Here is a 25,584-nt window from a genome sequence, read left to right as displayed (position 1 = left end):
TTGAACGTGAATACACGCTCACTGGTCGCTCTTGCCATTACTACCGCCCTCGGTGGTGCTTGCCTCACGGCAAGCCCACTGATGGCACAAGAGAAGCAAGACACGCCGACCACGCAATCACGTGTTACTGCCACAGAAACAGCACCTGCTGTGACCGTGACGGTTACCGCTTCGCCAGTACCAAAGACCACGGAGCCACGAAAAGCTGAAGGCCCAAGCTCCGAAGCGATCAACAAAGGCATCATGACCGATGAAACTCGCGAGATTTTCAGCTATATCTCGGCTGGCATCGCACTCTTTGTCGGGCTGATTCAGATGATCACCGCGGCGATCAAGGTTATCCCTGGAGCGCAGGACAAACTGAAGTCCATGCTTAAGTAGCTGCGTAGCAAGTAACGCTAAGGCCGGTGCCCATCTCTTTCCGAGGTGGGCACCGGCCTTAGCGCTTCTGCTACTTCCGATTAGCCGAAGAGCTGACGTGATGCAATCTCCGCGCCCTTCACCAGTGATTCCAGCTTCGCCCAGGCGATCTGGTGGTTCAGGCGCCCACCCAAGCCGCAGTCTGCCGAAGCGATAACGTTTTCTGGGCCGACGACCTCGGCGAACTGAACGATCCTATCCGCAACCAATTGTGGGTGCTCGACAGCGTTCGTGCTGTGCGAAATGACACCCGGGTAAATAACGCTGCCCTCTGGCAACGCGTGGTCCTGCCAAACGCGCCACTCATGCGCGTGACGCGGCGATGCCCCCTCGAAGGAAAAGCCGCCAACCTCTGCCCGCAGGATCTCCTCGATAATGTCGCCGAACGGTACGTCGGTAACGTGCGGGCCGTGCCACGAACCCCAGCAAATGTGCAGGCGAGTCAGTTCCTTCGGCAAGTCGCGGATGGACTCATTGATGGCGTCGATACGAATACGCAGCCACGCACGGTAGTCTTCCAGGGTCGGCTCGGGATTAATCTGATCCCAGGATTCCGCAAGGTCAGGTGCGTCGAGCTGCACGGTCAAACCGGCGTCGGTAATTGCCTTGTACTCGTGTGCCATCGCAGCAGCACACGCCTGTACGACTTCTTCGTCGGTGTTGTAATACTCATTCTTCAGACGGGCGGCGGAGCCTGGCGAAAGCGCTGCGACAAACCCCTGCGTGGCACCGGCGCGATCCATGGAGCGCTTCAGCAGTGCGACGTCCGTCTCAACTTCCTGCTGGCCAATGTAGGTAATCGGACCCGTGAACTTCGGGTTACCAACCTTCGCACGGCCAGTGAAAATGCCGGAGTGTGGGTCGGAGTACGCCTCGGAAAAGAGTGCGCGGTCTCGGCGATCAGCGAAGCTGGTCAACTCAATGTTTCCAGGCGTGGAACGCTTGATCTCCTGCGAGGCCCAGCGGTCCTCGTCGGTCATGGTCAGTCCACCAAGACGAGAGAAAGAGTAGTTCCACCAAGCACCGTAGTCGACCGCGCCAGAGGTGATGTGACCGTACTCACCCTCGTTGATGATGTCGATGCCCAGGTCAACCTGGCGCTGCACAACCTCGTCGATCGCGCGCTCAAGGATCTCCTTGAAGTCCTCGTCGTTGATTTGCTGCTCCGAACGAAGTTGGTTCGCTTCGAGCAGCTCAGGGGTGCGCGGCAGGGACCCAACGTGTGTTGTCAAAATCTTGTGCTCGGACATATATTATGCTCCACTCATTCGCCTCTTAGCTGGTATTGATTCCAACGACAGAGTGTAGCCAAGCTGATTTTCACACCGGGGAATATATTCACTCCCCTCCACTAGCCGAGGATCCCAACCCCCATCGTCGCCTTCAGATCGCCCATTAAGCTCGCCGAACGCTCCACCCGCAGATGGTCGCCTAACACCATCATTTGCGTCTCGTCGCCATGTACAAGGTTCAGGTACACATCCGAGTCGCCCGGGTTGTTCTGCAGCACGCCCTTCAAACGCTGGATATTATCCACAGTGCACTGCTCGGTGCGCAGCGTGAGACGCAGTGGCAGCCCAGCACCGTTGCCAGGCCCGAGCTCCGGCGTTTTGACGTCGTCGCCGAACAGGCTCATGCGTTCGTCACGGATCGAGACGTGCGCCTTCACAAGGATGATATTGTCTTCCACAATTTGTGGCGCAACCAGCGAATACACCTTGTTAAACAGCAACACGTCAACGGAGGCGCCGTGGTGATCCTCAATCGTGACGATCGCCCAAGGGGAACCGTCCTTCTTCGAGAAACGCCGATCGACCGAAGAGATCAGACCGCCAATCGTTACCTCGGCGCCGTTTCGCAATTCACCGGAGAGGATCGTCGTTAACTGAGTATCGGTCTGTGCGTCAATTGCTTCCTCGAAGCCGTCAAGCGGGTGGCCCGAAACATACAAGCCCAGCATCTCACGCTCGAGAGCAAGTTTGTGTTTCTTGTCCCACTCCTCATCCGGGATCTGCAGCGCAAACGCGTTGTCAGCAGCAACAGCGTCGTCACCTCCGAAAGAGGCGAACAGGTCGAACTGCCCCTTGTCAGCAGCCTTCTTTGTGGTAAGCACCGAATCGACGGCATCCTCCTGGATGAGCATCAATCCCTTGCGCGGGTGCCCAAGCGAGTCAAACGCACCGGCCTTAATTAGAGATTCAGTAATTCGCTTATTACATGGCAGTAGGTCAATCTTGTCGAGGTAGTCAGAGAAGCTCGTGAACTCGCCCTTCGTCCGGCGTGTCTCCTTAATCGATTCAACAACTTCGACGCCGACGTTACGCACCGCCGCGAGGCCGTATCGAACGTCCTCGCCAACAGCCATAAAGTTCTCTTCGGAAGCATTAATATCTGGCTGGAGCACGGAAATGCCAAGGTGGCGGCAGTCGGAAAGGTAGATCGCCGACTTGTCCTTCTTATCGCCCACCGAGGTCAACAACGCCGCCATGTACTCAGCGGTGTAGTTCGCCTTCATATACGCCGTCCAGTAGGACACTAGCGCGTAACCTGCAGCGTGCGATTTGTTAAACGCGTACGAGGCGAACGGCTCAATAATCTGCCACAGTGCGTCCATCGCGCTCTTGGAATAGCCGTTGTCCTGCATCCCCGACCAGAACTTCTCGTACTGCTGCGCCAGCACCTCTGGCTTCTTCTTACCCATGGCCTTACGGAAGCCGTCTGCCTCACCAGCGGTGTAGTTCGCAACCTTTCGGGAGATCTCCATGATCTGCTCCTGGTACACGATCAAACCGTAGGTTTCGTCCAGGATGTCCTTCAGTGGCTCCTCAAGTTCCGGGTGGATGGCCGTAATCGGCTTGCGGCCGTTCTTACGGTCCGCGTAGTCCCAGTGGGCGTTCATGCCCATCGGGCCTGGGCGATACAGTGCAAGCGAGGCGACGATGTCCTTAAAACCAGTCGGGCCCATGCGCTTGAGCAGCTCTTGCATGCCACCCGAGTCCAGCTGGAACACGCCAAGCGTATCGCCGCGAGAGAGCAACTCGTATACCTTCGGGTCATCAGTACTCAACGACTCAAGGTCGATGGTCTCGCCGCGGTTCTTCTTCACGTTTTCCAGTGCGTCGCCAAGCACGGTGAGGTTTCGCAGGCCAAGGAAGTCCATCTTCAGCAAGCCGATGGCCTCACACGCTGGGTAATCCCAACCAGTAATGATCGCACCGTCGGCAGGCCGCTTCCACATCGGGATGTGGTCCATCAAAGGCACCGACGCCATAATCACGGCACAAGCGTGCACGCCTGCCTGGCGCACAGTACCTTCAAGGCCACGCGCCGTCTCGTAGATGCGGGCTACATCCGGGTCAGTCTCAATCATGGAGCGCACCTCGGTCGCCTCGTTATACCGCGGGTGCTCCGGATCCGTAATACCTGCCAGCGGAATGTCCTTCGCCATGATCGCAGGAGGCAGCGCCGCGTTAATACGGTCCGCCATCTGGAAGCCGGGCTGGCCGAAGTTCACCTTGGCCGAGTCCTTAATAGCCTGCTTCGTCTTAATCGTGCCGAAGGTAATCACCTGTGCGATCTTGTCCTCGCCCCAGCGCTCTGCAGCGTACGTGATCATTTCCCCGCGGCGGCGGTCGTCGAAGTCGATATCAATATCAGGTGCCGACGGCCTCTCCGGGTTCAAGAACCTCTCGAAGAGCAGGCCATGCTCCATCGGGTCAATGTTCGTGATGGTCAGCGCGTACGCCACAAGCGCACCCGCCGCGGAGCCACGGCCCGGCCCGACGCGAATGCCGACCTCGCGCGCATGCTTGATCAGCTCGGCAACGATGAGGAAGTAGGACGGGTAGCCCTTCATATCGATGACGTCGATCTCGTAGTTCGCGCGCTCGATGTATTCCTCCGGCACCTCCCTGCCCTCGAAGCGCGCCTGCAAACCACGCATCACTTCCTTGCGCAGCCACGTTGTTGGGGTCTCCCCTTCCGGCACGTCAGCCACCGGCATCCGGTCGTGCGGATGTTCCTCCCACAGCTCGCTGTAGTCACCGACACGCTCCGCAATCCACAGGGTGTTATCGCAGGCGTCAGGCACCGTGGAGTCCCACAGGTCGCGCATCTGCTCAGCTGACTTGATGTAGTAGCCGGTGCCGTCGAACTTAAAGCGGTCCGGGTCCATCAGCGTCTTGCCGGTCTGCACACACAACATGGCCTCGTGCGCCGGCGCCTGGGACTCCAGGACGTAGTGACAGTCGTTCGTCACCAGTGGCGGAAGATCGAGCTCCTTGCCGATGCGCAGCAAGTCATTACGTACGCGCTGCTCAATATCCAGACCGTGGTCCATGAGCTCGAGGAAGTAGTTATCACGCCCGTAGATGTCCTGCCACATCGCCGCGGCCTCAAGAGCCTCACGGTACTGGCCAAGCCGCAAACGGGTTTGCACATCACCCGACGGGCACCCCGTGGTGCCGATGATGCCGTCGGCATGTTCGGCGACGAGCTCCGCATCCATGCGCGGCCACTTACCAAGCTGCCCCTCGTACGAAGCCAGCGACGAGAGCTTGAACAGATTGCGCAGGCCGGTCGCGTTTTCTGCCAGCATCGTCTGGTGCAGATACGCACCGGAGGCGGATACATCGTCGCGCTTCTGGTCAGGGGTGCCCCACAGCACGCGCTTCTTATTCAGGCGCGACTCCGGCGCCAAGTAGGCCTCGATGCCAATGATCGGCTTCACCCCCGCGTCCACCATCTGGCGGTAAAACGCGTTCGAGCCGAACATATTACCGTGGTCAGTCATGCCCACTGCGGGCATGCCCTGGCGCACGACCTCCTCCGCAAGCATGTCAACTTTCGCCATGCCATCGAGCATCGAAAACTCGGTGTGGTTATGCAGGTGGACGAAGGAAGATTTTTTGGCCATGCGCTTCATCTTATCCAGACTTCGGACACGGCCAAAAGAGCCAGCAACCAGCGAACTTATTCGTAACGCAAAGCATCAATAGGCTGCATCTTTGCAGCCTTCGCGGCCGGATAGGCACCGAAGAAAATACCGGTTGCCAGCGAAAACCCGAGCGCCAGCACAATTGCGCCGAGCGGCGGCCAAGTAAAGGCATCGAATGCGGCCGTCGCGATCATGCCAATCGCCCCGCCCAGAATTACACCGATGATGCCGCCAATCAGGCACACCAGCATCGCCTCGACGATGAACTGTGTACGGATATCGCTTTGCTTGGCTCCCAACGCCTTGCGCACACCGATCTCCCGCGTGCGCTCAGTGACGGTGATCAGCATGATGTTCATCACACCGATACCACCGACCAGCAAAGAGATACCGCCGATCGCGGAAAGCACTGTCGACATGATGCGGAATACGCTCGTCAGCTCTTCCAAGCTCGAGGAAAGATCCACCACCTCAATGGTGTAATCCTCGTTATTGGCGTACCAACGGTCCATGTAGTGCTGCAGGTCGGCCTGGAAGGTCTTCGCGTCTTCATCCGGCGCCGATTGCACCGAAAATGACGTGAACCAGTCGCTGTCAAGCCCAACGCGATCTGCAGCGGTGAGCGGGATATAGATGTCCGCAAACTGTTCTGCGGCACCAAACATTCCGCCGCCTCGGGAATCTTCCTCGCCATCGAGCACGCCCACGATAGTGAACACTGCCGGCTGGTCGTCTACAACCACATCGATGCGCTTGCCCAAACTGGCTTGGGCGTTGCCGTCGAAGAGGGCGTCGATAAGCGAGGGGCTCACGACTGCGAGCGGCCGGTGCCCATCGATGTCATCCTGGGAAATCTCGCGGCCGAACTGCACTTCGATGTTTCGCACCTTCATCGAGTCTGCAAGGACCGGCTTGACGTTCGTGGACACAGTTGTGTCATCGGAGACCACTTCCCCACTCGTGGAAACATCGATGTCCACGCCCTGGATACGGTCCCCAAATGCCTGACGCAGCTCATCGAGCTGCTCGGGAGTGACTGCGTTGCGCTCATCGGATGGTGGCGCGTAAGAAAACGCCGCGAAGGGATCCTCGGATGCATCCGCGTCATCGGGACGCTCATGCACCATCACCGGGTGCGTCGTAGTGCCGACGCCTTCAAGCCCCGACATCACCTGGCGCTCCAGACCACGACCCAGCGTCATAATAATGACCACTGCCATAATGCCGATAATGATGCCCAGCAGCGTCAGCAACGAGCGAAGCTTGTTCTTCCGAAGCGACGAGGAGGCAAGCTTGATTGACTCTCCTACGTTCATGGCCTCGCCCCCAGTGGGGCGCGAACCTGCGCGATGCGCCCGTCCATCATCTCTACAATGCGGCCGGTTTCTTCTGCCAACTCAGGGTTGTGCGTGATGAAGACGATGGCTTTGCCAAGGTCGTCGTGCAGCTCGTGGAAGAGGTCCATCACCATGCGGCCCGTCTTGGAGTCAAGCGCGCCTGTGGGCTCGTCGGCGAGTAACAGGTCAGGGTCATTGGCAAGGCTGCGAGCAATTGCCACGCGCTGCTTCTGCCCACCCGACAGTTCGTTCGGGTTATGGTGCAAGCGGTCGCCCATGCCCATCATGTTCAAAAGTTCAGCGGCGCGCTCCTCGCGCTCTTTCTTATCGACGCCCGCATACATCATTGGCATCGCCACATTTTGCAACGCGTCGATTCGACCAATCAGATTGAAGTTCTGGAAGATAAAGCCGATGTTCTGGCTACGGTACGCGGCCAGCTCGTTGTCCGACTTGGCGTACACCGGCTCGCCGTTGAACGCGTACGCGCCGTCTGTCGGCCGGTCGAGCATGCCAACCAAGTTCATCAGCGTCGACTTGCCGCAACCCGACGGGCCGACGATAGAGACAAATTCGCCCTGCTCTGCATGGAAGTCGATGCCATGCAGCACGGTCAGCTCGCTGGGCTCTCCGACGTTGTACGTCTTGACGATCCTGCGCATGTCAATGAGCAGACCACTCTTCGACATCGCCTCTTGCCCTGCAGGTGTGTGCAGTGCTGGTTGAGGTTGCGCAACTGGCTCTGTCGGCGTTGGTACTTCGAGCTCCTCCGTCGAAGGCTCGGCGGCCTCAAACAACTCGTCGAACTCTGCGTCGGTGGCATCGTCCTGTACGCGTTGTCGGGAGTGCTTTCGGAAGGGATTCCGTGCCATCGCCTACCCCTCCTTTTCCGCTGGCGCGGAAGACTTCGGCGCTGCAGAAGACGTCGCCGGAGTGGTTGCAGCGGCACTGCCTGTCGGCTTCTTGTCCTTTGCGTCCTTTACCTGCTCAGGATCAAAATTTTCATCGTTGACCTTCACCGTGGAGCCAACCTTGTCCTTGAAGTTCTCAGGCCAGTTGATCACGATGTCGCCTGGCTTGAGCTCGCCCCCCGTGACAGCGACGTCAACGTCATTCTTCGCACCGGTCTTGACAGTGCGCTCTTCTACGACGCCGCTGGTATCTCCTGGGTTTTCCGTTGCCAGCACCAAGACCTTGTTTTCGTCGTAGACGGCATCGCGTGGAATGTTGATCGAGTTCTTTGCTTCTTCCGTGATGATCTCCGCGCGCACGCTGCCGCCAAGCAACAGCCCTTCTTTGTCGCCGGTGACTTCGATCTCAACGGGGAACATCACCGAGGAGCCTCCGCCGCTGCCACCTGCGGACATTGCGGCTGCAGCCTCTGCCCCACTACCAGCACTCGCGCCTGTGGAACCGACCGGGGAAACTCGCGTGACGCGCCCAGTGAACTTCTTCTTACCCGTCGCAGTCGAGGTGAACTCAACGCGGTTGTCCTGCTTGATCGCCGGGACGTCCGCCTCGCGCACACTCGCGCGGATCAACAGTCGGGAGTCATCTGCGATGCCAAGGACGCGACCCTGCGGGATATCGCCTACCTGCACGTCAACGTTGGTGACTACGCCAGCCATTGGAGCGTTAATCGTTGCTTCCTGCACTTGGAGCTGCAGCGTGCCGTCGTCGTCAGCGGCAGAAGCACTCTCTGCTGCGCGCCACGCGGAGTCAACCTGTGCCTGGAGCTGCTGCCGCTCCTGCCCGGCCTGCGCCTTGGCGGCCTCCAGCGCGGCTTGCGACTCCTGAAGTGCAGCTCGAGCCTGCTCCACGCTCAGCATCGGGACAGCACCCTGGCCGCCACCCGGAACTTGACCCGGCGCGGCCGGGGCTGCAGGAGGTGCCGTGCGGATGCCGTGGCCGGAACCGCCTGGCAGACGGGAGGACAAATCGCCGGCCATCTTTTGAACGTGGGCTGCGATCTTCGGCGAAGCGATCATCCGTGCGCCACCCTGCGCGGCAAGCGCAGCATCAAGCGCTGCCTGCGCCTGATCCACCTGGGCCTGCGCCTGAGCCACGGCCGGGTTGGAGCCGTTTGCCATCGCCTGGTCGTACGCGTTGAGCTGATTCTTGGCCTGCTCGACGCCCTGCATCGCTTCTGCCTGGGCACTCGCCTGCTGCTTTTCTTGCTTGGCAAGTTGGCGCTGCAGCGCGTCGGTGTTCATCTGCACCAAGAACTGATCTTTAGCGACGCGGTCGCCTGGCTGCACTGCGAGCCGTTCGACCTCGGACTGCAGCGCGGTCGTGATGCTCACTGAGCGAATCGGCGCAATGTTGCCATTGACCACGATGCTATTGGTGAGGTTTTCCTCTGCAGCGATCGTGTAATCTCCGGCGAGCAAACCATCGTGCCCGCCGTCATCACCACCGCCAATGGCGCCACACGAGGCCGCAAATAACGCTGCGGTTGTAGCCAGCGTGACACCCACAATTCGCGTTTTCGAAAATCGCTGACGCTGCGGGCTTCGGGCGTTGACTCCAGGGTCGGAAACCAATGTCTCTCCTCGTGTTGTTTTCCGCGCACCTTTTGGATGCGCGTATAGGTGCAATCCCGGAAAACTATACACGCCTTCACTGTGCGTCTACGAAACTTACGGGCCGGATTGCGAACGCGCCCCATACCGCGTCAGCTGGTAAAACTTCCACAGCAAACACATCGTTCCCATCGTTCACATCAGCCAAATGCGCAACAGCGTCGTAGACGACTGCGCCTTCAATGTGTGCAGAGACTCCTCGGAATATCTCGGCGCGCGACGCTCCGGGCGCAGGCTCTCCGACTGGATTCGCGCCTAACTTGGTGATCACGGCATTCACACGCCCAATCGAGCGTAGTACTGCGTCTGCTTCTTCTGGACTTAAAGGATGGCTAAACGATACAAGCGCGAAATAAGCCTGTTCACCTTCCTGCAATGCCTCTTCGAGGCTCTGCTCCGCGCGCGCCGCGTACTCCGGCGCAGTCTCGCCTTGTTCTGCCCCCAGAGCGTCCCCTTGCAGCAAAGGTTGCTCTGGTGGATTATTGACGCCAACAAGGTAGCAGCATCCGTAAAGCACAACACCGGCGAGCAACGCCGCAATTGCGCCGCGCCACCTCTTTGCCTGGTTAGCCACGGTTCGCCGATCGCAACATGTCCAAGGCGTGCTGCAGGTCTTCCGGGTAGGAAGATTTCACCGTCATTGGCTTTCCGGTACTTGGGTGGTCGAACGTCAAGCTGGTGGCGTGCAGCCACTGTCGGTTGAGCGCAAGTTTGGCGGCAAGGTTCGGGTCACACCCGTACATTGGGTCGCCGACGCACGGGTGCCCTACCGAAGACATGTGGACACGAATCTGGTGTGTGCGCCCTGTTTCCAGATGGACCTCAAGCAGGCTTGCCTGGCGAAACGCCTCGAGCACCTCGTAGTGCGTAATACTCTGGCGCCCATCCGCCGTGACAGCAAACTTCCACCCCGCCGACGGATGGCGCCCGATCGGCGCGTCAATCGTGCCGACAATCGGGTCAGGCAGCCCCTGCACCACCGCGTGGTACGTCTTGTGCACCGTTCGGTCCTTGAACGCACGCTTCAGCACCGAATAGCCACGCACACTATTTGCGACAACCATCACTCCGGACGTGCCGACGTCCAATCGCTGCACAATCCCCTTGCGCTCCGGGGGGCCAGCATCTGGCAGTGTAAAACCCATCGCCTGCAACCCACCGACCACGGTTGGCCCCTCCCAACCCAGTGTTGGGTGGGCGGCAACGCCTACCGGCTTGTCCACAGCGATGACGTCCGCGTCGTGGTAGATCACGTCGAGTCCGTCGACGTGCTCGGCCACAGGCTCCGGCGCGCGCTTCGGCGGTGGCAGCGTGGCCTCCAGCAGGGCGCCCGCAGTAACACGATCGGATTTCTGTACTGGGGAGGCGTCGATAAGTACGCTGCCGTCGGCGATCATCTCTGCCGCAACACTGCGCGAGACCCCAAAGAGCTTTGCAATTGCCGCGTCAACGCGCATCCCCGACAGCCCCTCAGGCACCGGAAGCGCGCGAAACCCCGTACTCACGACCGCGCCTCCTTTGCGAACATCGAGATGACGACGACGGCCACCCCGATGGTGATGGCGGCGTCGGCAAGGTTGAACACTGCAAACGAACCGATGGAGATGTAGTCAACGACATGGCCGAACCAAAAGCCCGGCTCGCGCACGAGCCTATCGATGAGGTTGCCAAGCGCCCCTCCCGCGATCAACGCCACCCCAAGTGTCTCCCACCTGCCAGCAAGGCGTGGGGCATAGATCAACGCACCGATAACGAACGCAAGCTGGATCGTCGTGAACAGCCACGTCGAGTTCTGCCCCATCGAAAACGCCGCGCCAGGGTTAAACAATAAATACAGTCGAGCCCAATCACCGATCACTGGCATGGGCTCACCGGGTGTCAAGGATGTCACCATAATCTGCTTGACTACTTGATCCACAGCAGCAACAGCGAGCATAACGCCGACGACGACACCGAGCGAGCGACGCTTCGCTGACGCTCCACCGCGCACACGTGATTCCTTTGAATTACCCATCGCAGATAACTGTAGTATGCAAATGCTGTAGCTTGTGAAGTTGTGTTGTACTCCGCTCATCCCAAAAGTTCATTGTTCGGCCCTCTGACCATCACCGCCGCGGTTTTTTCGCTCACTGCATGCAGCGCCGAGGAGCCGGATCCATTCGCTGACATTCCCGAGTTCGCCGTTGAGTCACCAGTCGTGCAGGTACTTTCACAAGGACAAAACCCCCAGGTGTGGAAGTACGAGGACGGCGCGTCAGCAGACAGCGAAACTACGGCGCCGCAGCGGGTCGCGCTGTCGCACGCGATTGCGCAGTACCCCGGCGAGGAGGGCTCGGAGCCGGTCATCGCGCGCGAGCACGAGCGCGACACAGTCACGCTGACCGTTTCGACGCACACTTCAGAAAGCAACAACGAGGGTGCTGTGCGCCAGGTAGACCTTGTCGCAGAAGGGTTAGAGCACTCGGATTTAGCGATGCAGAACAGCTTGACGTCAAACGAGGGCTTCCAGATGCGCTGGCACAGCGACCCTAACGGCACAGTATCGGCGGTACAACTGATGCCTACGGCGGATTCCGATGAGGAAGGCCGGGCCATCGCCGAGCAGAACTTGCTCGAGTTGATGTCGTGGCAAGTTGTCTTCCCGGATGAGCCAGTCGGCGTAGGCGGCTCCTGGAAAGTTGAGCAGCGAGGATTTGGCACCTCGGACATGCTACGGACCACCACGTACACGCTGGAATCCGCACAGGACGCAACACTCGAGCTGAAAGTAGATGTCCAGGAACGCCCGCTCAAGCGATCCATCACGATTGATAACGAGGTCGCTGGCGCCTTGGACGGCACGACGCTGCACGTGGTGAGCAACACTTCGCACTCGGAGGGCTCGCTGACGGTGGACCTGCATTCGCCACTTCCGGTGGGCGGTTCTGTGCTTACCGCTACGCGGCTTGTCTACGGCAGTGACGAAGCCGATACCCGTGTGGCCCAAGACACCACGAGCGTTGTGGACTATAACGTATAAGAGACGGCCCACATTTGATGACGAGGAACATCCCATGACTGCCCCACTGCATATTGGCCTTGACGGCATTTCGTTTTCGTACCCAGGCGGACACCGCGTCCTCACCGACATTTCTTTCGCGGTGCCATCCGGGTCTGTCACCGGGCTCATCGGAGAGAACGGCGCCGGCAAATCGACGCTGCTCGGCATCATCTCCGGAGAGCTGAAACCCGACGCAGGGGTGCTTATCACGCCCCCGATCACGGGCTTCATCCCGCAGGAAACCTCGCTGCCGTTCAGCGAGCCCGCCCAATCACTTATCGACGAAGCCGTCAAAGAGCTTCGCGCTGTCGAGGAAGACATCTCAACCTTTGCGCAGCGCATGGTCGACAACCCAGACGACCAGGAGGCGGCCGACGCATACGACCGGGCGTTGTCCCGCGCGGAAAACTCAGGCGTGTGGGAGTTAGATGCCCGCATCGCTACCGTGTTGGCTGGCCTCGGCCTTGCGAACGTCGACCTGGCCACCCCACTGGGCGAGATGTCTGGCGGGCAACGCCGACGGTTTGCACTGGCCACGCTGCTGCTGCACCCGGTGGACGCCATGGTGCTCGACGAGCCGACCAACCACCTCGACGACGAAGCCGTCGACTTCCTCATCGGCGAGCTCGAGGCATTCAAGGGGCCTGTACTCGCCGCGTCGCACGACCGCTACTTCCTCGACACCGCCTGCGACGGCATCGTCGACCTCGACCCTGGCTTGGGCGCCGAGGGCGGCTTCGGCGAGGAGACCCGCCAGGGCACCCGCTACCGTGGCGCGTTCAGCGACTACCTCAAGGCCCGCGAGGACCGACGCCGCCGCTGGGAAAGCGACTACGCAGCGCAAGAGCACGAGCGCGCCAGGCTTGAGAAGGCCGCTGAGCAAACCGGCGAGGACATCTTCCACTCCCAAGAAGCCTCTTCTGACATCCGAATGGCGGCAAAGTACCAGGCGGACCGCGCGGCGAAGACGGTGGGCAACCGCAGGCGCTCGGCGTCGCAACGCCTCGAAGCGCTTGAGCGAACGGAGATTCCGGAGCCGCCGGCTCGCCTGCGCTTCCGCGGCCTTCCGCCGCATACCGCGACCTCGCTTGGGCTCCCGGCGCTGGTCACCCAGAACCTCTCCGTTCCTGACCGCCTCGCCCCACTGAGTATCAAAGTGCAGCCCGGCCAGCAGCTCCTCGTCGAAGGCCCAAATGGCTCCGGCAAGTCCACGCTGCTGAAAATTATCGACGGCCAGCTGCGCGACTACGAGGGCGAGATCATCATGCCGGAAGAGATGACCGTCGCACGCCTCGAGCAGGACGACTCGTGGACTGACCTCGACAAAACCGCAGCCGAAGTGTTCGCGGAGCTCACCCCAGAGGGTGTGCCAGACCTCGTAGAAATGGGCCTGATGACCGAGGAACAGGCAGCGAAGAAGCTCGACGACCTCTCGCTCGGCCAGCGTCGCCGCGTCTCACTGGGCATCATCCTGGCGTGCCCGCCTGACCTGCTGCTGCTCGACGAGCCGACAAACCACCTCTCGCTCGCACTGGCCGAAGAGCTGGAACACGCCCTGCTCGCGTTCGAGGGCACCGTCATCATCACCAGCCATGACCGTTGGGTGCGCCGCCAGTGGCACGAGCGCCAGGCCAAGAAAGACGCACGCGCCAGAACTCTGACTCTCGCCACGTTGTGGACGGAGGAGCTCTGGCGCGCGGATAAGCAGTAGTGTCTGCTTAGAGGTTCGGTGCCTGCTGGTAGCCTTCCGCAGGCTGCTCACCTGGCTGCTCTTCAGCCGGGGCTGCCGGCTGCGGAGCGGAGCTCTTGCACATCTCTGGCACCTGCTCAGGCGGCAGGGTGTTGTTGATCAGGGTGCATGCCCAGACCTGAGAAAGCTTCCACACGCCGTCTTCGAAGACGAATTCCACGTCCTCCGCGAGCTGCGGCTGGGAGTCGGGACGGGTGAAGCTGACCGTTGCCAGAACGGTATCCGGGGTGTAGCCAGGGAGCACAGGCGGTACGACCTGGAAGTTCGCGCCGGACTCCTCCTGGGACTGCGCCATCACGTCGAACAGTTCAGGGACGTTCTCGCCGCCCTGGACCGTGTTCACGCGCTCCTCAATCGGCAGGCTTGCATCGGTTGCGCGCATGAGCACTGCGTTGAGTTCTTCAGCGGTTGGCTGCTGCGCGCCGGGCGCGACAGACTCGCTGGTGGCCTGCGTTGCTGTGGTCGCGGGATCATCCTGGCTGTTGTCGCCAGAGCATGCGCTCACGCCGAGCCCGATGCCCAGCGCGGCGGCGACAGCTACGATCGGTGCTGCTTTCACGATTTCTCCTTGAAGCATTGTCTTCAGCGGCTCACGGTCACAGTTAGCGTTCCGACACCGCTCTAACCTTGCCAACGTTACCGGCGTTTTTACCTTGGCACCAATACGCCACTCTGGCACGCTGTGAGTTATGGAATCTTTCGTACTGCTCATCGCCACCGGTGGCACCATTGCATGCACCGCAAACTCTGAAGGTGCACTCGTTCCAAGCCTTAGCGCTGAAGACCTCGTCAACTCCAGTGGCACCACCGAGCCCGTCCGTGTGTATGACGCGCTGCGTCTCGACTCGTCCGCGATCACCTTCGCTGACATCGACAAGCTTCGCTCCCTCACTGCACAAGCACTGCAAGACCCGCAGGTCAGTGGCATCGTAATTAGCCACGGCACCGACTCCATGGCGGAGACCGCATTCGCACTCGACATCGTGCACGACGACCCCCGCCCTATTGTGCTTACCGGTGCCCAGCACGCGGCCGACCACGAACACCCCGACGGCCCCGGGAACCTCGCGGGCGCAATTGCCGCCGCCGCAGATCCGCTTCGGCGCAACAACGGCGTACTCCTCCACTTCGGCGGCACTACCCTGCCCGCCCGCGGGCTGTTGAAGCGCGACACACACGCCCTCGAAGCCTTCACCTTGAGCAGTGAGCGCCCACTTCCCCGCCCTGCAGCACTTGCCCGCAAGCCGTTGGCTGCCATTCGCATCCCCATCCTGCGCGCATGGCCCGGCGCGGACGGCGAGATCGTGGATGCCGTCACCGGTATGAACCCGGATGGCATCGTGATCGAGGCGCTCGGATCCGGCAATGTTGGCCCCGGCATGGGTGCGGCAATCACCCGCGCACTCGATTCGGGTATCCCCGTCGTAATCACCAGTTCCGTACCCTACGGCGAGGTCACCTTCGCCTACGGCGGCACCGGTGGTGGCGCTACCCTCGGCTCCCAAGGGGCGATCGCCGCGGGGTTCCTACGCGCTGGTCAGGCGCGCATCGCGCTCGCGACTGCGCTGGCCAACGGCGTGGATCCGGCGTCAGTGTTCTGAGTCGAGCCAGTCCTGCCACGCGAGGGAATCCACCGGGTCCGCTGGCTGGAGCTTGGGGTCGTCGATACGCAATGTGCGCATCTTCCCAGGTCCCGTGGCCCTCGTTTCAAAACGCACGCTCACCCAGCCTTTGCCCGCGCCTTGGACCCAGCCGTGGCCGAAGTCCTCGTGGTAAATGTCCTGGGTGGCGCGCCACACGCCGTTGGTAGGCCCGTCGTATAGCTCGACTGCAACATCGCTGCTGGCCACGTGGTCGCTGACCCCGGATTCGTAATCACTGTCAGCGGGTACAGGCCGGATAATTTCCTGGTCTAGCTCCGGAAACAGCACGTCTTGCAGCGCATCTTCGAGTCCTGAGTAGGACACGCCTACGAGCCGGATCGGGCCGACCTCGTCCGGGTAGCGCACGATGCGAAACGCCGTCGCGCGCAGTGTCTCCGCATCGTCAGTGGCGTAAGGCAGCGTCGCAGAACGCGACTCAATGCGGAAGTCCGCCATCCTTAGCTTCACCGTCACAGTCCTCGCACCGCGCCCATCTTTCAGCAAGCGCCTGTGCGACTCCTCGGCGGCGCGCTCGACCGCGGCGTCAACCTCGGCCGCAGTGGTCAGGTCCTGGGGAAAAGTGTGCTCGGAAGAAATCTGCTTCGCCACCGCCCTCGGCGCAACCGGACGATCATCGTGCCCCCGCGCCAGCTGCCACAACTGCTTCGCGACGACCCCTCCGAGCGCGATATCGACTTCCTTCTCGCTCAGCGCCGCGAAGTCCCCGATCGTTTCAATCCCGGCCTGCGCAAGCTTCGCCTCCGTGACGGGCCCAACCCCCCACAGCTCGTTGACGTTCAGAGGGTGCAGCAGCGCTTCCTGCTGTTCGTGAGGCAAAATGTACACCCCGTCGGGTTTTGCCAGGCCCGAGCCGATCTTCGCGTATTGCTTACCACTGCCCGCACCAATCGAGCTTGGTAAGCCTGTCTCATCCTTAATGTCTCCACGTAGCTCGTTGGCCCACTCAAGCACGGTCTCCGGATTCGCTCCCGCGAGCTCCTCGGGCTCCATGAACGCCTCGTCGATAGAGAGCTGCTCCACGACGCTGACCCTGCGCTCAATGATTTCAAACACGCGTTGCGACGCCACCTTGTACACCGGGCGCCGCGGGGCAACGAGCACCGCTCGCGGACCCACCAGCTTCGCAGCTTGGTGGGTCGGCATTGCGGAACGCGCCCCATACTTGCGGGCTTCATAGCTTGCGCCCGCGACAACGCCCCGCCCGTTGACACCAGCCACGAGGACGGGGCGTCCGCGTAACGTTGGGCGTGTGAGCTGCTCACAGGATGCGTAGAACGCATCCATGTCGATGTGCAGGACCCAACGTTTCATCGCAAATTACTGCTTAGCAATCGCTGCGCTCACACCTTCGTGAATCGTGTGCGCCTCGCCGTTGAGCGTCTCGACAATCTCGAAGGACGTCGCGAGCGTCTCATGCGCGATGTGCTCAGCGTGGCGCTGCGCCCACTCGACCTTGTCGGAAGGTACGCACAGCTGTACCGAGATGCGGTCAGAGACTTCGTATCCTTCCTGCTTACGAGCATCCTGCAGACCACGAATCACGTCTGCTGCCCAGCCCTCGGCCTCGAGCTCCTCGGTCAGCTCCGTATCAAGCACGACCAGGCCAACGACGGCATCGGTAGCGTCAACCCGAGCGGTACTCGTCGGGTCCTCAGCCACCAGGCGCTCGGTGTAGAGCTCCGGGGTGAGCACGATGTCGCCGTCGACAACAACGTTTTCGCCTTCACGGACGTAGTTGCCTGCCTTGACGTTCTTGATAGCGCGCTGTACGTCACGGCCCAGCGTTGGACCCGCGACCTTCGCGTTCACCACAACCTCGAAGGAACCAACGGAGTCGACGTCGTCAGTCAGCACGACTTCCTTCACGTTGACCTCATCCTTGATCACGGACGCGAAGTCCTGCAGCTGGTCCGAGCCCGCCAGCGCCACCGTGAGCTTCGGCAGTGGCAAGCGGTTGCGCAGCTTCTTCGACTTACGCACCGACGAAGCAGCGGAGCACACCGCGCGCGTTGCATCCATCGCGCTGACCAGTGCAGGGTCCGCCGGGATTGCATCCGCGGACGGGAAGTCCGCCAAGTGCACCGAGCGACCCCCGGTCAGGCCACGCCAGATGACCTCACTGATGTACGGCAGCAGTGGCGCCGTCACACGGGTCAGGATCTCCAGGACCGTGTACAGCGTGTCAAACGCCTCAGGATGCTCCTCCTGACCCGACCAGAAACGGTCGCGTGACCGGCGCACGTACCAGTTCGTCAGCGAGTCAGCGAAGCGACGGACCTCGTCACATGCGTCCGCGATGCGAGTGTCGTCGAGCGCCTCCTTCACCGCAGCCACGAGGTCATGCGTCTTCGCCAAGATGTAGCGGTCCAGCACATCCTGCGAATCGACGCTGAACTTCGCCTCCTCGGAGGAGTACAACTGCAGGAAGGTGTACGCGTTCCAGATCGGCAGCAACGCGTGGCGCACGCCCTCGCGGATGCCCTGCTCCGTCACGATGAGGTTGCCGCCACGAAGGATTGGCGAAGACATGAGGAACCAACGCATCGCGTCGGAACCATCACGGTCGAAGACCTCGTTGACGTTCGGGTAGTTGCCCTTCGATTTCGACATCTTCAGACCGTCATTGCCCAGCACGATGCCGTGCGCAACGACCTTCTTGTACGCCGGGCGGTCGAAGAGTGCCGTCGCCAAGACATGCTGCACGTAGAACCAACCACGCGACTGGCCCGAGTACTCCACGATGAAGTCCGCAGGCTGACGAGCGTCGTGCTCCTCAACATTCTCAAACGGGTAGTGGTACTGCGCAAACGGCATCGAACCAGAATCAAACCAGCAGTCCAACACGTCCGGCACGCGACGCATCATCGACTTCCCGGTCGGATCGTCTGGGTTCGGGCGGACCAGCTCATCAATGTCTGGGCGGTGCAGCGACTTCGGGCGAACGCCGAAGTCCTTCTCCAGCTCTTCGAGCGACCCATAGACGTCCACACGCGGGTACTCCGGGTTATCCGACACCCACGCCGGCACCGGTGAGCCCCAGTAGCGGGTACGCGAAATGTTCCAGTCACGCGCGCCTTCCAACCACTTACCGAACTGGCCGTCGCGAATGTGCGATGGGATCCAGTCGATCTCCTGGTTCAGCTCCACCATGCGGTCGCGGAACTCAGTGACCTTCACAAACCACGCCGGAAGCGCCATGTAGATCAGCGGCTCGCCCGAACGCCAGGAGTGCGGGTAGGAGTGTTCAATCGTTTGGTCACGGACCACGCGCTGCTTCGAACGAAGGTCACGGATGATGTCACGGTTCGCATCAAAAACCAGCTTGCCTGCGTACTCCGGCACCAGCGAGGTGAACTTACCATCGGCATCAACCGGAATCACCAAATCGATGCCGTACTCCTGACAGGTGTACATATCGTCTTCACCGAACGCAGGCGCCTGGTGAACAACGCCCGTGCCGTCCTCGGTGGTGACGTAGTCCGCGTTCAACACCATGAACGCCTTTTCCTGGTCGCGGAAGTAGTCGAAGACCGGCTCGTACTCCAAGCCCTCGAGCTCGGAGCCCTTGAAGGTGGCGACAACCTCGCGCTCCTCACCGAGCTCCTTCGCGTACGCGCCGATGAGCTCCGTCGCCAGCAGCAGCTTCTTGCCGACGACCACCTCTTCACCGTCCGCACCAACACGGACCAGCGAATACTCAACGTCCGGGTGGACCGCAAGCGCCAAGTTCGACGGCAGCGTCCACGGCGTAGTGGTCCAGGCGATCGCAGCTGCGTCGTGCAGCTCAGGGTGCTGCTTCCAGGTCTCCGCAGCAGCAAATCCTTCACGCCCACCCGTAAACGGCATCGTTACGGTTACGGTCGGATCCTGCCGATTGCGGTAAGAATCATCCAGACGCGTCTCTTGGTTCGACAGCGGCGTATGCTCCGCCCACGAGTACGGCAACACGCGGAAGCCCTGGTAAATCAGCCCCTTGTCATACAGGGTCTTAAACGCCCACATGACGGACTCCATGTACGGCAGTTCCATCGTCTTGTAGCCGTTATCGAAGTCCACCCAACGAGCCTGGCGAGTCACATACTCTTTCCACTCATCGGCGTAGTGCATCACGGACTTGGCGCAGTACTCGTTGAACTGTGCCAGACCCATGTTTTCGATCTCAGCCTTATCCTTGATGCCGAGCTGCTTCTCAGCCTCGAGCTCCGCGGGAAGGCCGTGGCAGTCCCAACCAAACACGCGCGGAACGTAGTAACCAGCCATCGTGCGGTAGCGTGGCACGATGTCCTTGACGTAGCCCGTCAGCAGGTGGCCGTAGTGTGGCAAACCGTTGGCGAACGGAGGGCCGTCGTTAAACACATATTCTTCGCAGTCTTCGCGCTGCTTCAGCGATGCCTGGAACGTATCATCCTCGTTCCAGTACTTCAGTACCTGCTCCTCCATTTTTGGAAACGCGGCACTTCCCCCGGTCAGATCTACCTTTGGGTAGACACTTCCGACCTTGCTCATCTCCGTCTCTCCTTCACGCACAATGCTTACCTTGTCACAGGGACGCAGCGAACAACGCCACGCGGTACCACCCTGCTTGAAGTCCGCCGTGAGACGAGCTTCCGCTTCATTTGCGGTGAAAGAAATAACGCTTCCTAATTACGTCCGGTTCTACTAAGCAATAGCGCACTGTAGCGCAACAGCTGTTCTTCCGGAAACGCTCCCCGATGATGGTCGGATCATCACGCGCTACCGCACCACCAGGTGGTGAAGCACGTAGCTTGTCCCATTCTAGCCCTTTGTCCCCCAGAAATGGCAACAACCACCACTCACCGCAGTGAATGGTGGCTGATGTTTGAAAGAAACTACTTATTGCCAGCGTCGCCGCTCGGAGCGGACGTGCCACGGGTCTCAAGCTCCTCCAGCTGGGACTCGAGCAGTGTGCGCAGGCGAGTGCGGTACTCGCGCTCGAAGGTACGCAGCTCAGCGATGCGGTTCTCGAGGGCGGTCTGCTGCTGCTTCACCGTGTTCATGATCTCGGTGTGCTTACGCTCAGCCTCGGTGCGCAGCTTCGTTGCCTGCTCCTCAGCCTGGCGAATCTGCGCCTCAGCGCGCGAGTTAGCTTCGTTGGTGGTTTCCTCAGCCTTCTTCTCGGCGTCTGCAACGAGCTGCTGTGCACGAGCCTCAGCCGACTGCTTCGTCTCAGCAGCCTTACGCTCAGCCGCCTGGATCTGCTCGCGGGAATGCGTCTCTGCCTCAGACAGCTGCTTCTTCGAGCGTGCCTCTGCATCTGCCAGCTGACGCTCTGCGGAACCACGGGCCTCGTCGAGCATCGAGCGGGCCTCTGCCTGCGCGTCGTTGGTGAGGCGATCTGCCATCTCCTGCGCGAGCCCAAGCACCTTCGCCGCCTGCATGTGTGTATCGGCGGATGCTGCATTCTGGTCGACAGCCGCAGCCTGCTGCGGTGCAACGGCAGCCTTTGGCGCCTGCTTAGCCTGCTTTGCAGCCTGCTCCGCGTCCTGACGAGCCTTTGCAGCTTCCTGCTTCGCAGCCTGAGCGTCCTTCTCAGCCGCTACCTTTGCCTCCTGCGCAGCACGGAGCTTCTGCTCGTACTCAGCACGAACCTTCTTCTCAACTCGCTTTTCAATCTCAGCTTCGTCGACATCGCTGGACGCGGCCGCAGGAGCAACCGGGGCAGCAGACCCACCAGCACCGAGCTCTTCGACACGGGCCCGAAGGTCATCGTTCTCATCTTGCAGTTGCGCAAGCGTGTCTTCCACGAGGTCCAGGAACTGGTCAACCTCGTCCTCGTTGTAGCCCCGCTTACCAATTGGTGGTTTGCTGAAAGCGACATTGTGCACGTCTGCTGGTGTCAGCGGCATTGGCGTTCCCTTCGATGTCGATATTGTGTCCGCAATGTCGCGAACACAGATTGCCTCCCACGCTACGGGAAGCGAACCCTAAAATCTAATAGTTCGTCATTCTTTTATCGATCCATAGTAACGCATAGGTTCACACGCACCAGGCATCACCGCCAGTTATACCCCTTTTCTGCCCCCGATGCCCAATAATTGATGTCGATCCGGGCATAAATTACGGGAAAATTAAGCAAAAAAGGCACCTACCAATGTAGGTGCCTCAATCCAAGCTCACTACTACAACATGGTGACCCGTACCAGCATCTGGAGCAGCATAATCGCCACGAACAGTACGATCACACTGACGTCTATCCCAATGCCGCCACTCATACGCATGGGCGGAATGAGTTTGCGGAAGAACTTCACAGGCGGGTCCGTGACCACGAACATGCCTTCCGCAACGACCATAAACCAACTTGGTGGATCAAACTGCTTCGAGAAGGATTGCACCATCTCGACAATGATGCGGATGACCACAATCAGGGAGTACAACCCAAGCGCGGCGTAAAGAATTGCTCCGAATAAAAACACGGGTCACACACTACCTGTTCTTCTTGATGTTTCGCAGAGCTGGACGTCGATTAGCGAAGACGCGCTGTGTGCTGCAGCTCAACTTCGGTCAAACGAGCGTTTTCCGGAACGATCGCAAAGACTCGTCGGCGGGTCTCAACGCCCCTGCTCAGGTTATACATGTTGCCACGAAGTGCGAAGCACAGACCAGCGGCAAAGTCGACGATGCGCTTTGCATCGTGGGGGTCGAGATCCGTCAGCTCCATAATCACGGCATCGCCATCACGGAACGGCTCGCCGATATCCTTCGCATCGTTGTAATTGCGCGGAGCAGTGGACACGACCTGTGGGGTGTAGGACTTCGGTGCGCGATCCGCGTAGTCACGGGTAGCTGAGGAACGGTAGCGGTCCTCGCTGCCGTACTCAGATGTGCGCGAAGGCCTCGTCGATTCCTCGCGAGTGTTCTCGCGCTCGTCGTACTGCACTTCATCGAAGTAGGGGTCATCTTCGTTGAACGGGCCAAGACCGAAAAATTCTTTCGCGCTGCCGATAATAGACATCTGGGTGCTCCTCGTTTGTTGCCTGTGCTGACGGGGCAGAAATTACCTCTATGTAATTCCGGATTAGGTTTTTAGACTACGGGCCTCGGCCCCATCACCGCCGTTCCGACACGCACGACATCCGAGCCATGCGCGATGGCTTCTTCAAAGTCCGCGGACATCCCCGCCGAGAAACGCAGGGGCCGCCCAAGCTTGGCCGCGTAGGTGTCTCGCAGCTCGCGGACCTGGTCGAATACCTCGCTGGCGTTTGCATCTAGCGGTGGCACAACCATAAACCCGTCGAACTGGAGGTGCTCAGCCCCCTCGAGCGCTTCAACCAACTCGGCGATCTTCTCCACCGCGACACCGCCACGGCTTTCGTCGCCGTCGGCAGAAACCTGAACAAGACACGGCAGGATTTCGGACGTCCGATCACCCCGCTCAAGGGCGAGCGCCATGCCACGCTCGAGTCCCTTCGCCAACTTCAAGGAATCCACCGAGTGGACCTCACTCGCCCATCGTGCCACTGCGTTCGCCTTCTTCGACTGGATCTGCCCGATCATCGCGATACCACAGTCGACCCCGTGCTCGCGCAGAGTCGCAACCTTGGCGCTCGCTTCCTGCTCTCGGTTCTCCCCCACCAAGCGAATACCTTCCGCGGCAAGCACCTCAATCGACGAGCACGGGTGAAACTTCGTCACTGGCAGCAATTCCACGCTTCCCGGCTCGCGCCCCGCGGCATGCTCCGCGGAGCGGATACGTTCCTGCACCTTGGCAAGGTTGCTTGCAATATCAGTTGTGCTCATTTATTTCACTCCAGTTAGCCAAATAACGCCTGCCTGGCGCCCAGTTGTGGATTCTCTCCGGTACGAGAAGAAGTCCTCGTCCGCGATGGTATCGCGCGGATCTACGTCAATTCGCTGCACACCGAGCTCAGTAAGCTGGCGCCGAATACCGGCACGGATGTCAAGCCCAGTGGTCCCCGCATGCGTAGTGGTCCGGGAGCCTGGCAGCTTGCGCTCAACATCCGCTGCCATATCAGCAGGCACTTCGTATGACGCTCCCGCAGCAGCAGGGCCGAGCAGCGCCTGCATCTGTGAAGGCTGAGCACCCAGGTCACGCATTGTTTCAACGGTCTTCTTCACGATGCGGTTTCGCGCCCCAAGACGCCCAGCGTGCACCGCGGCAATCACTCCAGCGACGGGGTCCGCCAACAGCACCGGTGTACAGTCAGCGACCAGCACGCACAAGGCGAGGTTCGGGGTCGTGGTTACGATGGCGTCAGTAGCTTCGACAGGCTCAGACTGCGGTCCGTCCACCACCGTCACGTTCGGCGTGTGGAGCTGCTCCATCCACACGAAGCGCCCCGCATCAACCCCGAGCAGCGACGCCAACCGCGCGCGGTTCGCGCGTACAGCCTCCGGGTCATCCCCGACGTGCAGCGCAAGATTGAAAGAGTCATATGGGGACGACGACGCCCCGCCCGCACGGCTTGTAAACACCATGCGGACGGGGCGTTGTTCTACGTCGAGAAGAGAGTCAGTCATGCTCCCAGACTAACGCAAGAAATCAGGGACATCGACGTCAAAATCATCGCCGCCGCGCTCCTCGCGTCCACGACGCTCATAGGAAGATTCGGACTCCCCGCCGGTGAAGAGGCCCGAGCGGTGCGGCTCGTAGCGGTGACGCGCCTGGTAGGAGTCGTCACGTTCCGTCTCCGGAGCGCGATCCTCAAACAGCGAACCACGCGATGGAGACGGCGCCGCGCCTTCTTCCGCCGATGCGGCTGCAGCATCGACCGGCTGCTGGGCATCCGGGCGAGCGTTGGCCTTCTCGTCGAAGCCAGTTGCGATAATCGTGACGCGCACCTCATCACCGAGGTTGTCGTCGATGATCGTGCCGAAGATGATGTTCGCGTCGTCGTCTGCCTTCTCTTCGACGATGGACGCTGCGGCACTCGTCTCGTTCAGGCCGAGATCGGAACCACCAGCTACGGAAATGAGCACGCCCTTCGCGCCCTCCATCGTGGTTTCCAGCAGCGGCGAGTTGATCGCCTGCTCCATCGCGTTCATCACGCGGTTTTCACCGCGGGAGGAGCCAACGCCCATCAGGGCGGAGCCGGCGTCGGCCATCACCGAGCGCACGTCTGCGAAGTCGACGTTGATCATGCCCGGAATGGTGATCAGGTTCGTAATACCCTGAACACCGTTGTAGAGCACCTCATCCGCAGCGCGGAATGCATCCATCATGGACAGGTCCGAGTCACCCAGCTGCAGCAGTCGGTCGTTCGGAATGACAATGACGGTGTCGCACACTTCCTTCAGGTTCGCGATACCCTCGAGCGCCTGGCGGGTACGACGCTTGCCCTCGAACGTGAACGGACGGGTGACAACGCCAATGGTCAGCGCACCCATCTTCTTCGCAATACCCGCGACAACTGGTGCAGCGCCAGTACCCGTACCGCCACCCTCGCCAGCGGTCACGAAGACCATGTCCGAGCCCTTCAGCGACTCTTCGATTTCCTGCTTGTGGTCCTCAGCAGAGGTCCGGCCAACCTCAGGGTTTGCACCGGCGCCAAGTCCGCGCGTCGCCTCACGCCCGATGTCGAGCTTGGTGTCTGCATCCGTAAAGAGCAGTGCCTGCGAGTCCGTGTTGATCGCAACGAACTCCACACCTTTCAGGCCCTCTTCGATCATGCGGTTGACAGCGTTAACGCCACCGCCACCGACACCGACGACGCGGATCATGGCGAGGTAGTTTGCGGGAGAGGTCATGGGTAGTGTCTCGCCTTTCAAAAACTTCTTAGAACTTCAACAATTGCGGTAACGCATCCCATCATGGGCGAAAACACGAAAAAATTTATTGTTTCCCTCGGCGTGTCTCGACCCTAAACCTTTACTTTA

The 25,584-nt window shown here is 60.4% G+C and carries 21 protein-coding genes; 4 read left to right on the top strand and 17 right to left on the bottom strand.

All coding sequences use genetic code 11. From position 1 onward, the window contains the following. Positions 1 to 6: 6 nt before the first annotated feature. Positions 7 to 381 carry a hypothetical protein gene (locus QP802_RS00515; protein WP_256008081.1) on the top strand — a complete coding sequence of 125 codons (375 nt, stop codon included), beginning with the start codon at positions 7 to 9 and terminating at the stop codon, positions 379 to 381. 80 nt (positions 382 to 461) lie between these two features. Here the strand turns inward: QP802_RS00515 and QP802_RS00510 are convergent, their stop codons facing one another. From QP802_RS00510 to lspA, 8 genes are all read right to left on the bottom strand, one after another. Continuing rightward, the gene (locus QP802_RS00510) at positions 462 to 1,670 is read right to left on the bottom strand and encodes a cobalamin-independent methionine synthase II family protein (RefSeq protein ID WP_256008080.1); all 1,209 of its coding nucleotides are present in this window, start codon (positions 1,668 to 1,670) and stop codon (positions 462 to 464) included. A 101-nt stretch (positions 1,671 to 1,771) separates the two neighbouring features. Next, positions 1,772 to 5,335 carry a DNA polymerase III subunit alpha gene (dnaE, locus tag QP802_RS00505; RefSeq protein WP_070362233.1) on the bottom strand — a complete coding sequence of 1,188 codons (3,564 nt, stop codon included), beginning with the start codon at positions 5,333 to 5,335 and terminating at the stop codon, positions 1,772 to 1,774. A gap of 56 nt (positions 5,336 to 5,391) precedes the next feature. Then, on the bottom strand, positions 5,392 to 6,672 hold the full coding sequence (locus QP802_RS00500) for an ABC transporter permease (RefSeq protein ID WP_070362232.1): 1,281 nt from the start codon (positions 6,670 to 6,672) through the stop codon (positions 5,392 to 5,394). Beyond that, the gene (locus QP802_RS00495; RefSeq protein ID WP_070478973.1) at positions 6,669 to 7,382 is read right to left on the bottom strand and encodes an ABC transporter ATP-binding protein; all 714 of its coding nucleotides are present in this window, start codon (positions 7,380 to 7,382) and stop codon (positions 6,669 to 6,671) included. The genes QP802_RS00500 and QP802_RS00495 overlap by 4 nt, the downstream gene beginning before the upstream one ends. A 186-nt stretch (positions 7,383 to 7,568) precedes the next feature. After that, positions 7,569 to 9,236: an efflux RND transporter periplasmic adaptor subunit gene (locus tag QP802_RS00490; RefSeq protein WP_284817418.1), complete on the bottom strand. Its 1,668-nt coding sequence runs from the start codon at positions 9,234 to 9,236 to the stop codon at positions 7,569 to 7,571. Positions 9,237 to 9,312: 76 nt separating this feature from the next. Next, the gene (locus QP802_RS00485) at positions 9,313 to 9,849 is read right to left on the bottom strand and encodes a hypothetical protein (RefSeq protein ID WP_284817417.1); all 537 of its coding nucleotides are present in this window, start codon (positions 9,847 to 9,849) and stop codon (positions 9,313 to 9,315) included. Beyond that, complete coding sequence (locus QP802_RS00480; protein ID WP_284817517.1) at positions 9,842 to 10,732, bottom strand: RluA family pseudouridine synthase; 891 nt, start codon at positions 10,730 to 10,732, stop codon at positions 9,842 to 9,844. Before QP802_RS00480 ends, QP802_RS00485 begins: the two co-directional genes overlap by 8 nt. Before the next feature lie 44 nt (positions 10,733 to 10,776). After that, positions 10,777 to 11,289, bottom strand: coding sequence for a signal peptidase II (gene lspA / locus QP802_RS00475; protein ID WP_284817416.1), 513 nt, complete (start codon positions 11,287 to 11,289; stop codon positions 10,777 to 10,779). A gap of 72 nt (positions 11,290 to 11,361) precedes the next feature. On the opposite strand from lspA, the gene QP802_RS00470 reads away from it, so the two are divergent. Both QP802_RS00470 and QP802_RS00465 read left to right on the top strand, forming a co-directional pair. After that, a complete protein-coding gene (locus QP802_RS00470; RefSeq protein ID WP_284817415.1) occupies positions 11,362 to 12,294 on the top strand; it encodes a DUF6263 family protein in 933 nt (310 codons plus the stop codon). 34 nt (positions 12,295 to 12,328) lie between these two features. Then, positions 12,329 to 14,026 carry an ABC-F family ATP-binding cassette domain-containing protein gene (locus QP802_RS00465; RefSeq protein WP_070976578.1) on the top strand — a complete coding sequence of 566 codons (1,698 nt, stop codon included), beginning with the start codon at positions 12,329 to 12,331 and terminating at the stop codon, positions 14,024 to 14,026. A gap of 7 nt (positions 14,027 to 14,033) precedes the next feature. Here the strand turns inward: QP802_RS00465 and QP802_RS00460 are convergent, their stop codons facing one another. Then, positions 14,034 to 14,624 carry a WKL family lipoprotein gene (locus tag QP802_RS00460; RefSeq protein ID WP_284817414.1) on the bottom strand — a complete coding sequence of 197 codons (591 nt, stop codon included), beginning with the start codon at positions 14,622 to 14,624 and terminating at the stop codon, positions 14,034 to 14,036. Positions 14,625 to 14,754: 130 nt separating this feature from the next. On the opposite strand from QP802_RS00460, the gene QP802_RS00455 reads away from it, so the two are divergent. Continuing rightward, complete coding sequence (locus QP802_RS00455) at positions 14,755 to 15,666, top strand: asparaginase (protein WP_284817413.1); 912 nt, start codon at positions 14,755 to 14,757, stop codon at positions 15,664 to 15,666. Here the strand turns inward: QP802_RS00455 and QP802_RS00450 are convergent. The 8 genes from QP802_RS00450 to ftsZ all read right to left on the bottom strand — a co-directional run bounded on the left by QP802_RS00450 (position 15,655) and on the right by ftsZ (position 25,455). After that, positions 15,655 to 17,040, bottom strand: coding sequence for a DNA polymerase IV (locus QP802_RS00450; protein ID WP_284817412.1), 1,386 nt, complete (start codon positions 17,038 to 17,040; stop codon positions 15,655 to 15,657). The two genes, QP802_RS00455 and QP802_RS00450, sit on opposite strands and share 12 nt — an antisense overlap. Positions 17,041 to 17,046: 6 nt before the next feature. Further along, on the bottom strand, positions 17,047 to 20,235 hold the full coding sequence (ileS, locus tag QP802_RS00445) for an isoleucine--tRNA ligase (protein ID WP_284817516.1): 3,189 nt from the start codon (positions 20,233 to 20,235) through the stop codon (positions 17,047 to 17,049). Positions 20,236 to 20,579: 344 nt separating this feature from the next. Beyond that, positions 20,580 to 21,596: a DivIVA domain-containing protein gene (locus QP802_RS00440; protein WP_256008077.1), complete on the bottom strand. Its 1,017-nt coding sequence runs from the start codon at positions 21,594 to 21,596 to the stop codon at positions 20,580 to 20,582. A 273-nt stretch (positions 21,597 to 21,869) separates the two neighbouring features. Then, positions 21,870 to 22,163: a YggT family protein gene (locus tag QP802_RS00435; protein ID WP_284817411.1), complete on the bottom strand. Its 294-nt coding sequence runs from the start codon at positions 22,161 to 22,163 to the stop codon at positions 21,870 to 21,872. 50 nt (positions 22,164 to 22,213) lie between these two features. After that, complete coding sequence (locus tag QP802_RS00430; protein WP_070362220.1) at positions 22,214 to 22,702, bottom strand: cell division protein SepF; 489 nt, start codon at positions 22,700 to 22,702, stop codon at positions 22,214 to 22,216. A 71-nt stretch (positions 22,703 to 22,773) separates the two neighbouring features. After that, entirely contained in the window at positions 22,774 to 23,487 is a 714-nt protein-coding gene (locus QP802_RS00425) for a YggS family pyridoxal phosphate-dependent enzyme (protein ID WP_071572463.1), read from the bottom strand. Continuing rightward, entirely contained in the window at positions 23,488 to 24,228 is a 741-nt protein-coding gene (gene pgeF / locus QP802_RS00420) for a peptidoglycan editing factor PgeF (RefSeq protein ID WP_284817410.1), read from the bottom strand. It lies immediately after the preceding gene. A 9-nt stretch (positions 24,229 to 24,237) separates the two neighbouring features. Then, a complete protein-coding gene (gene ftsZ / locus QP802_RS00415; RefSeq protein WP_070362217.1) occupies positions 24,238 to 25,455 on the bottom strand; it encodes a cell division protein FtsZ in 1,218 nt (405 codons plus the stop codon). Positions 25,456 to 25,584 lie beyond the last annotated feature (129 nt).

It is taken from the genome of Corynebacterium sp. UMB10119B (genome assembly GCF_030228125.1).
Lineage (GTDB): Bacteria > Actinomycetota > Actinomycetes > Mycobacteriales > Mycobacteriaceae > Corynebacterium > Corynebacterium pseudogenitalium.
Note: the sequence above shows the minus strand (reverse complement) of the source record. Positions and strands in the feature narration are given on the sequence as shown.

What these genes read in the sequence shown, in the direction of transcription:
- QP802_RS00495 (WP_070478973.1), bottom strand. Translation starts at nt 7,382, where the DNA reads ATGTCGAAGAGTGGTCTGCTCATTGACATGCGCAGGATCGTCAAGACG.
- QP802_RS00500 (WP_070362232.1), bottom strand. Translation starts at nt 6,672, where the DNA reads ATGAACGTAGGAGAGTCAATCAAGCTTGCCTCCTCGTCGCTTCGGAAG.
- pgeF (WP_284817410.1), bottom strand. Translation starts at nt 24,228, where the DNA reads ATGACTGACTCTCTTCTCGACGTAGAACAACGCCCCGTCCGCATGGTG.
- ileS (WP_284817516.1), bottom strand. Translation starts at nt 20,235, where the DNA reads ATGAGCAAGGTCGGAAGTGTCTACCCAAAGGTAGATCTGACCGGGGGA.
- QP802_RS00425 (WP_071572463.1), bottom strand. Translation starts at nt 23,487, where the DNA reads ATGAGCACAACTGATATTGCAAGCAACCTTGCCAAGGTGCAGGAACGT.
- QP802_RS00480 (WP_284817517.1), bottom strand. Translation starts at nt 10,732, where the DNA reads ATGCGCGTTGACGCGGCAATTGCAAAGCTCTTTGGGGTCTCGCGCAGT.
- QP802_RS00440 (WP_256008077.1), bottom strand. Translation starts at nt 21,596, where the DNA reads ATGCCGCTGACACCAGCAGACGTGCACAATGTCGCTTTCAGCAAACCA.
- QP802_RS00455 (WP_284817413.1), top strand. Translation starts at nt 14,755, where the DNA reads ATGGAATCTTTCGTACTGCTCATCGCCACCGGTGGCACCATTGCATGC.
- lspA (WP_284817416.1), bottom strand. Translation starts at nt 11,289, where the DNA reads ATGGGTAATTCAAAGGAATCACGTGTGCGCGGTGGAGCGTCAGCGAAG.
- ftsZ (WP_070362217.1), bottom strand. Translation starts at nt 25,455, where the DNA reads ATGACCTCTCCCGCAAACTACCTCGCCATGATCCGCGTCGTCGGTGTC.
- QP802_RS00510 (WP_256008080.1), bottom strand. Translation starts at nt 1,670, where the DNA reads ATGTCCGAGCACAAGATTTTGACAACACACGTTGGGTCCCTGCCGCGC.
- dnaE (WP_070362233.1), bottom strand. Translation starts at nt 5,335, where the DNA reads ATGGCCAAAAAATCTTCCTTCGTCCACCTGCATAACCACACCGAGTTT.
- QP802_RS00430 (WP_070362220.1), bottom strand. Translation starts at nt 22,702, where the DNA reads ATGTCTATTATCGGCAGCGCGAAAGAATTTTTCGGTCTTGGCCCGTTC.
- QP802_RS00450 (WP_284817412.1), bottom strand. Translation starts at nt 17,040, where the DNA reads ATGAAACGTTGGGTCCTGCACATCGACATGGATGCGTTCTACGCATCC.
- QP802_RS00465 (WP_070976578.1), top strand. Translation starts at nt 12,329, where the DNA reads ATGACTGCCCCACTGCATATTGGCCTTGACGGCATTTCGTTTTCGTAC.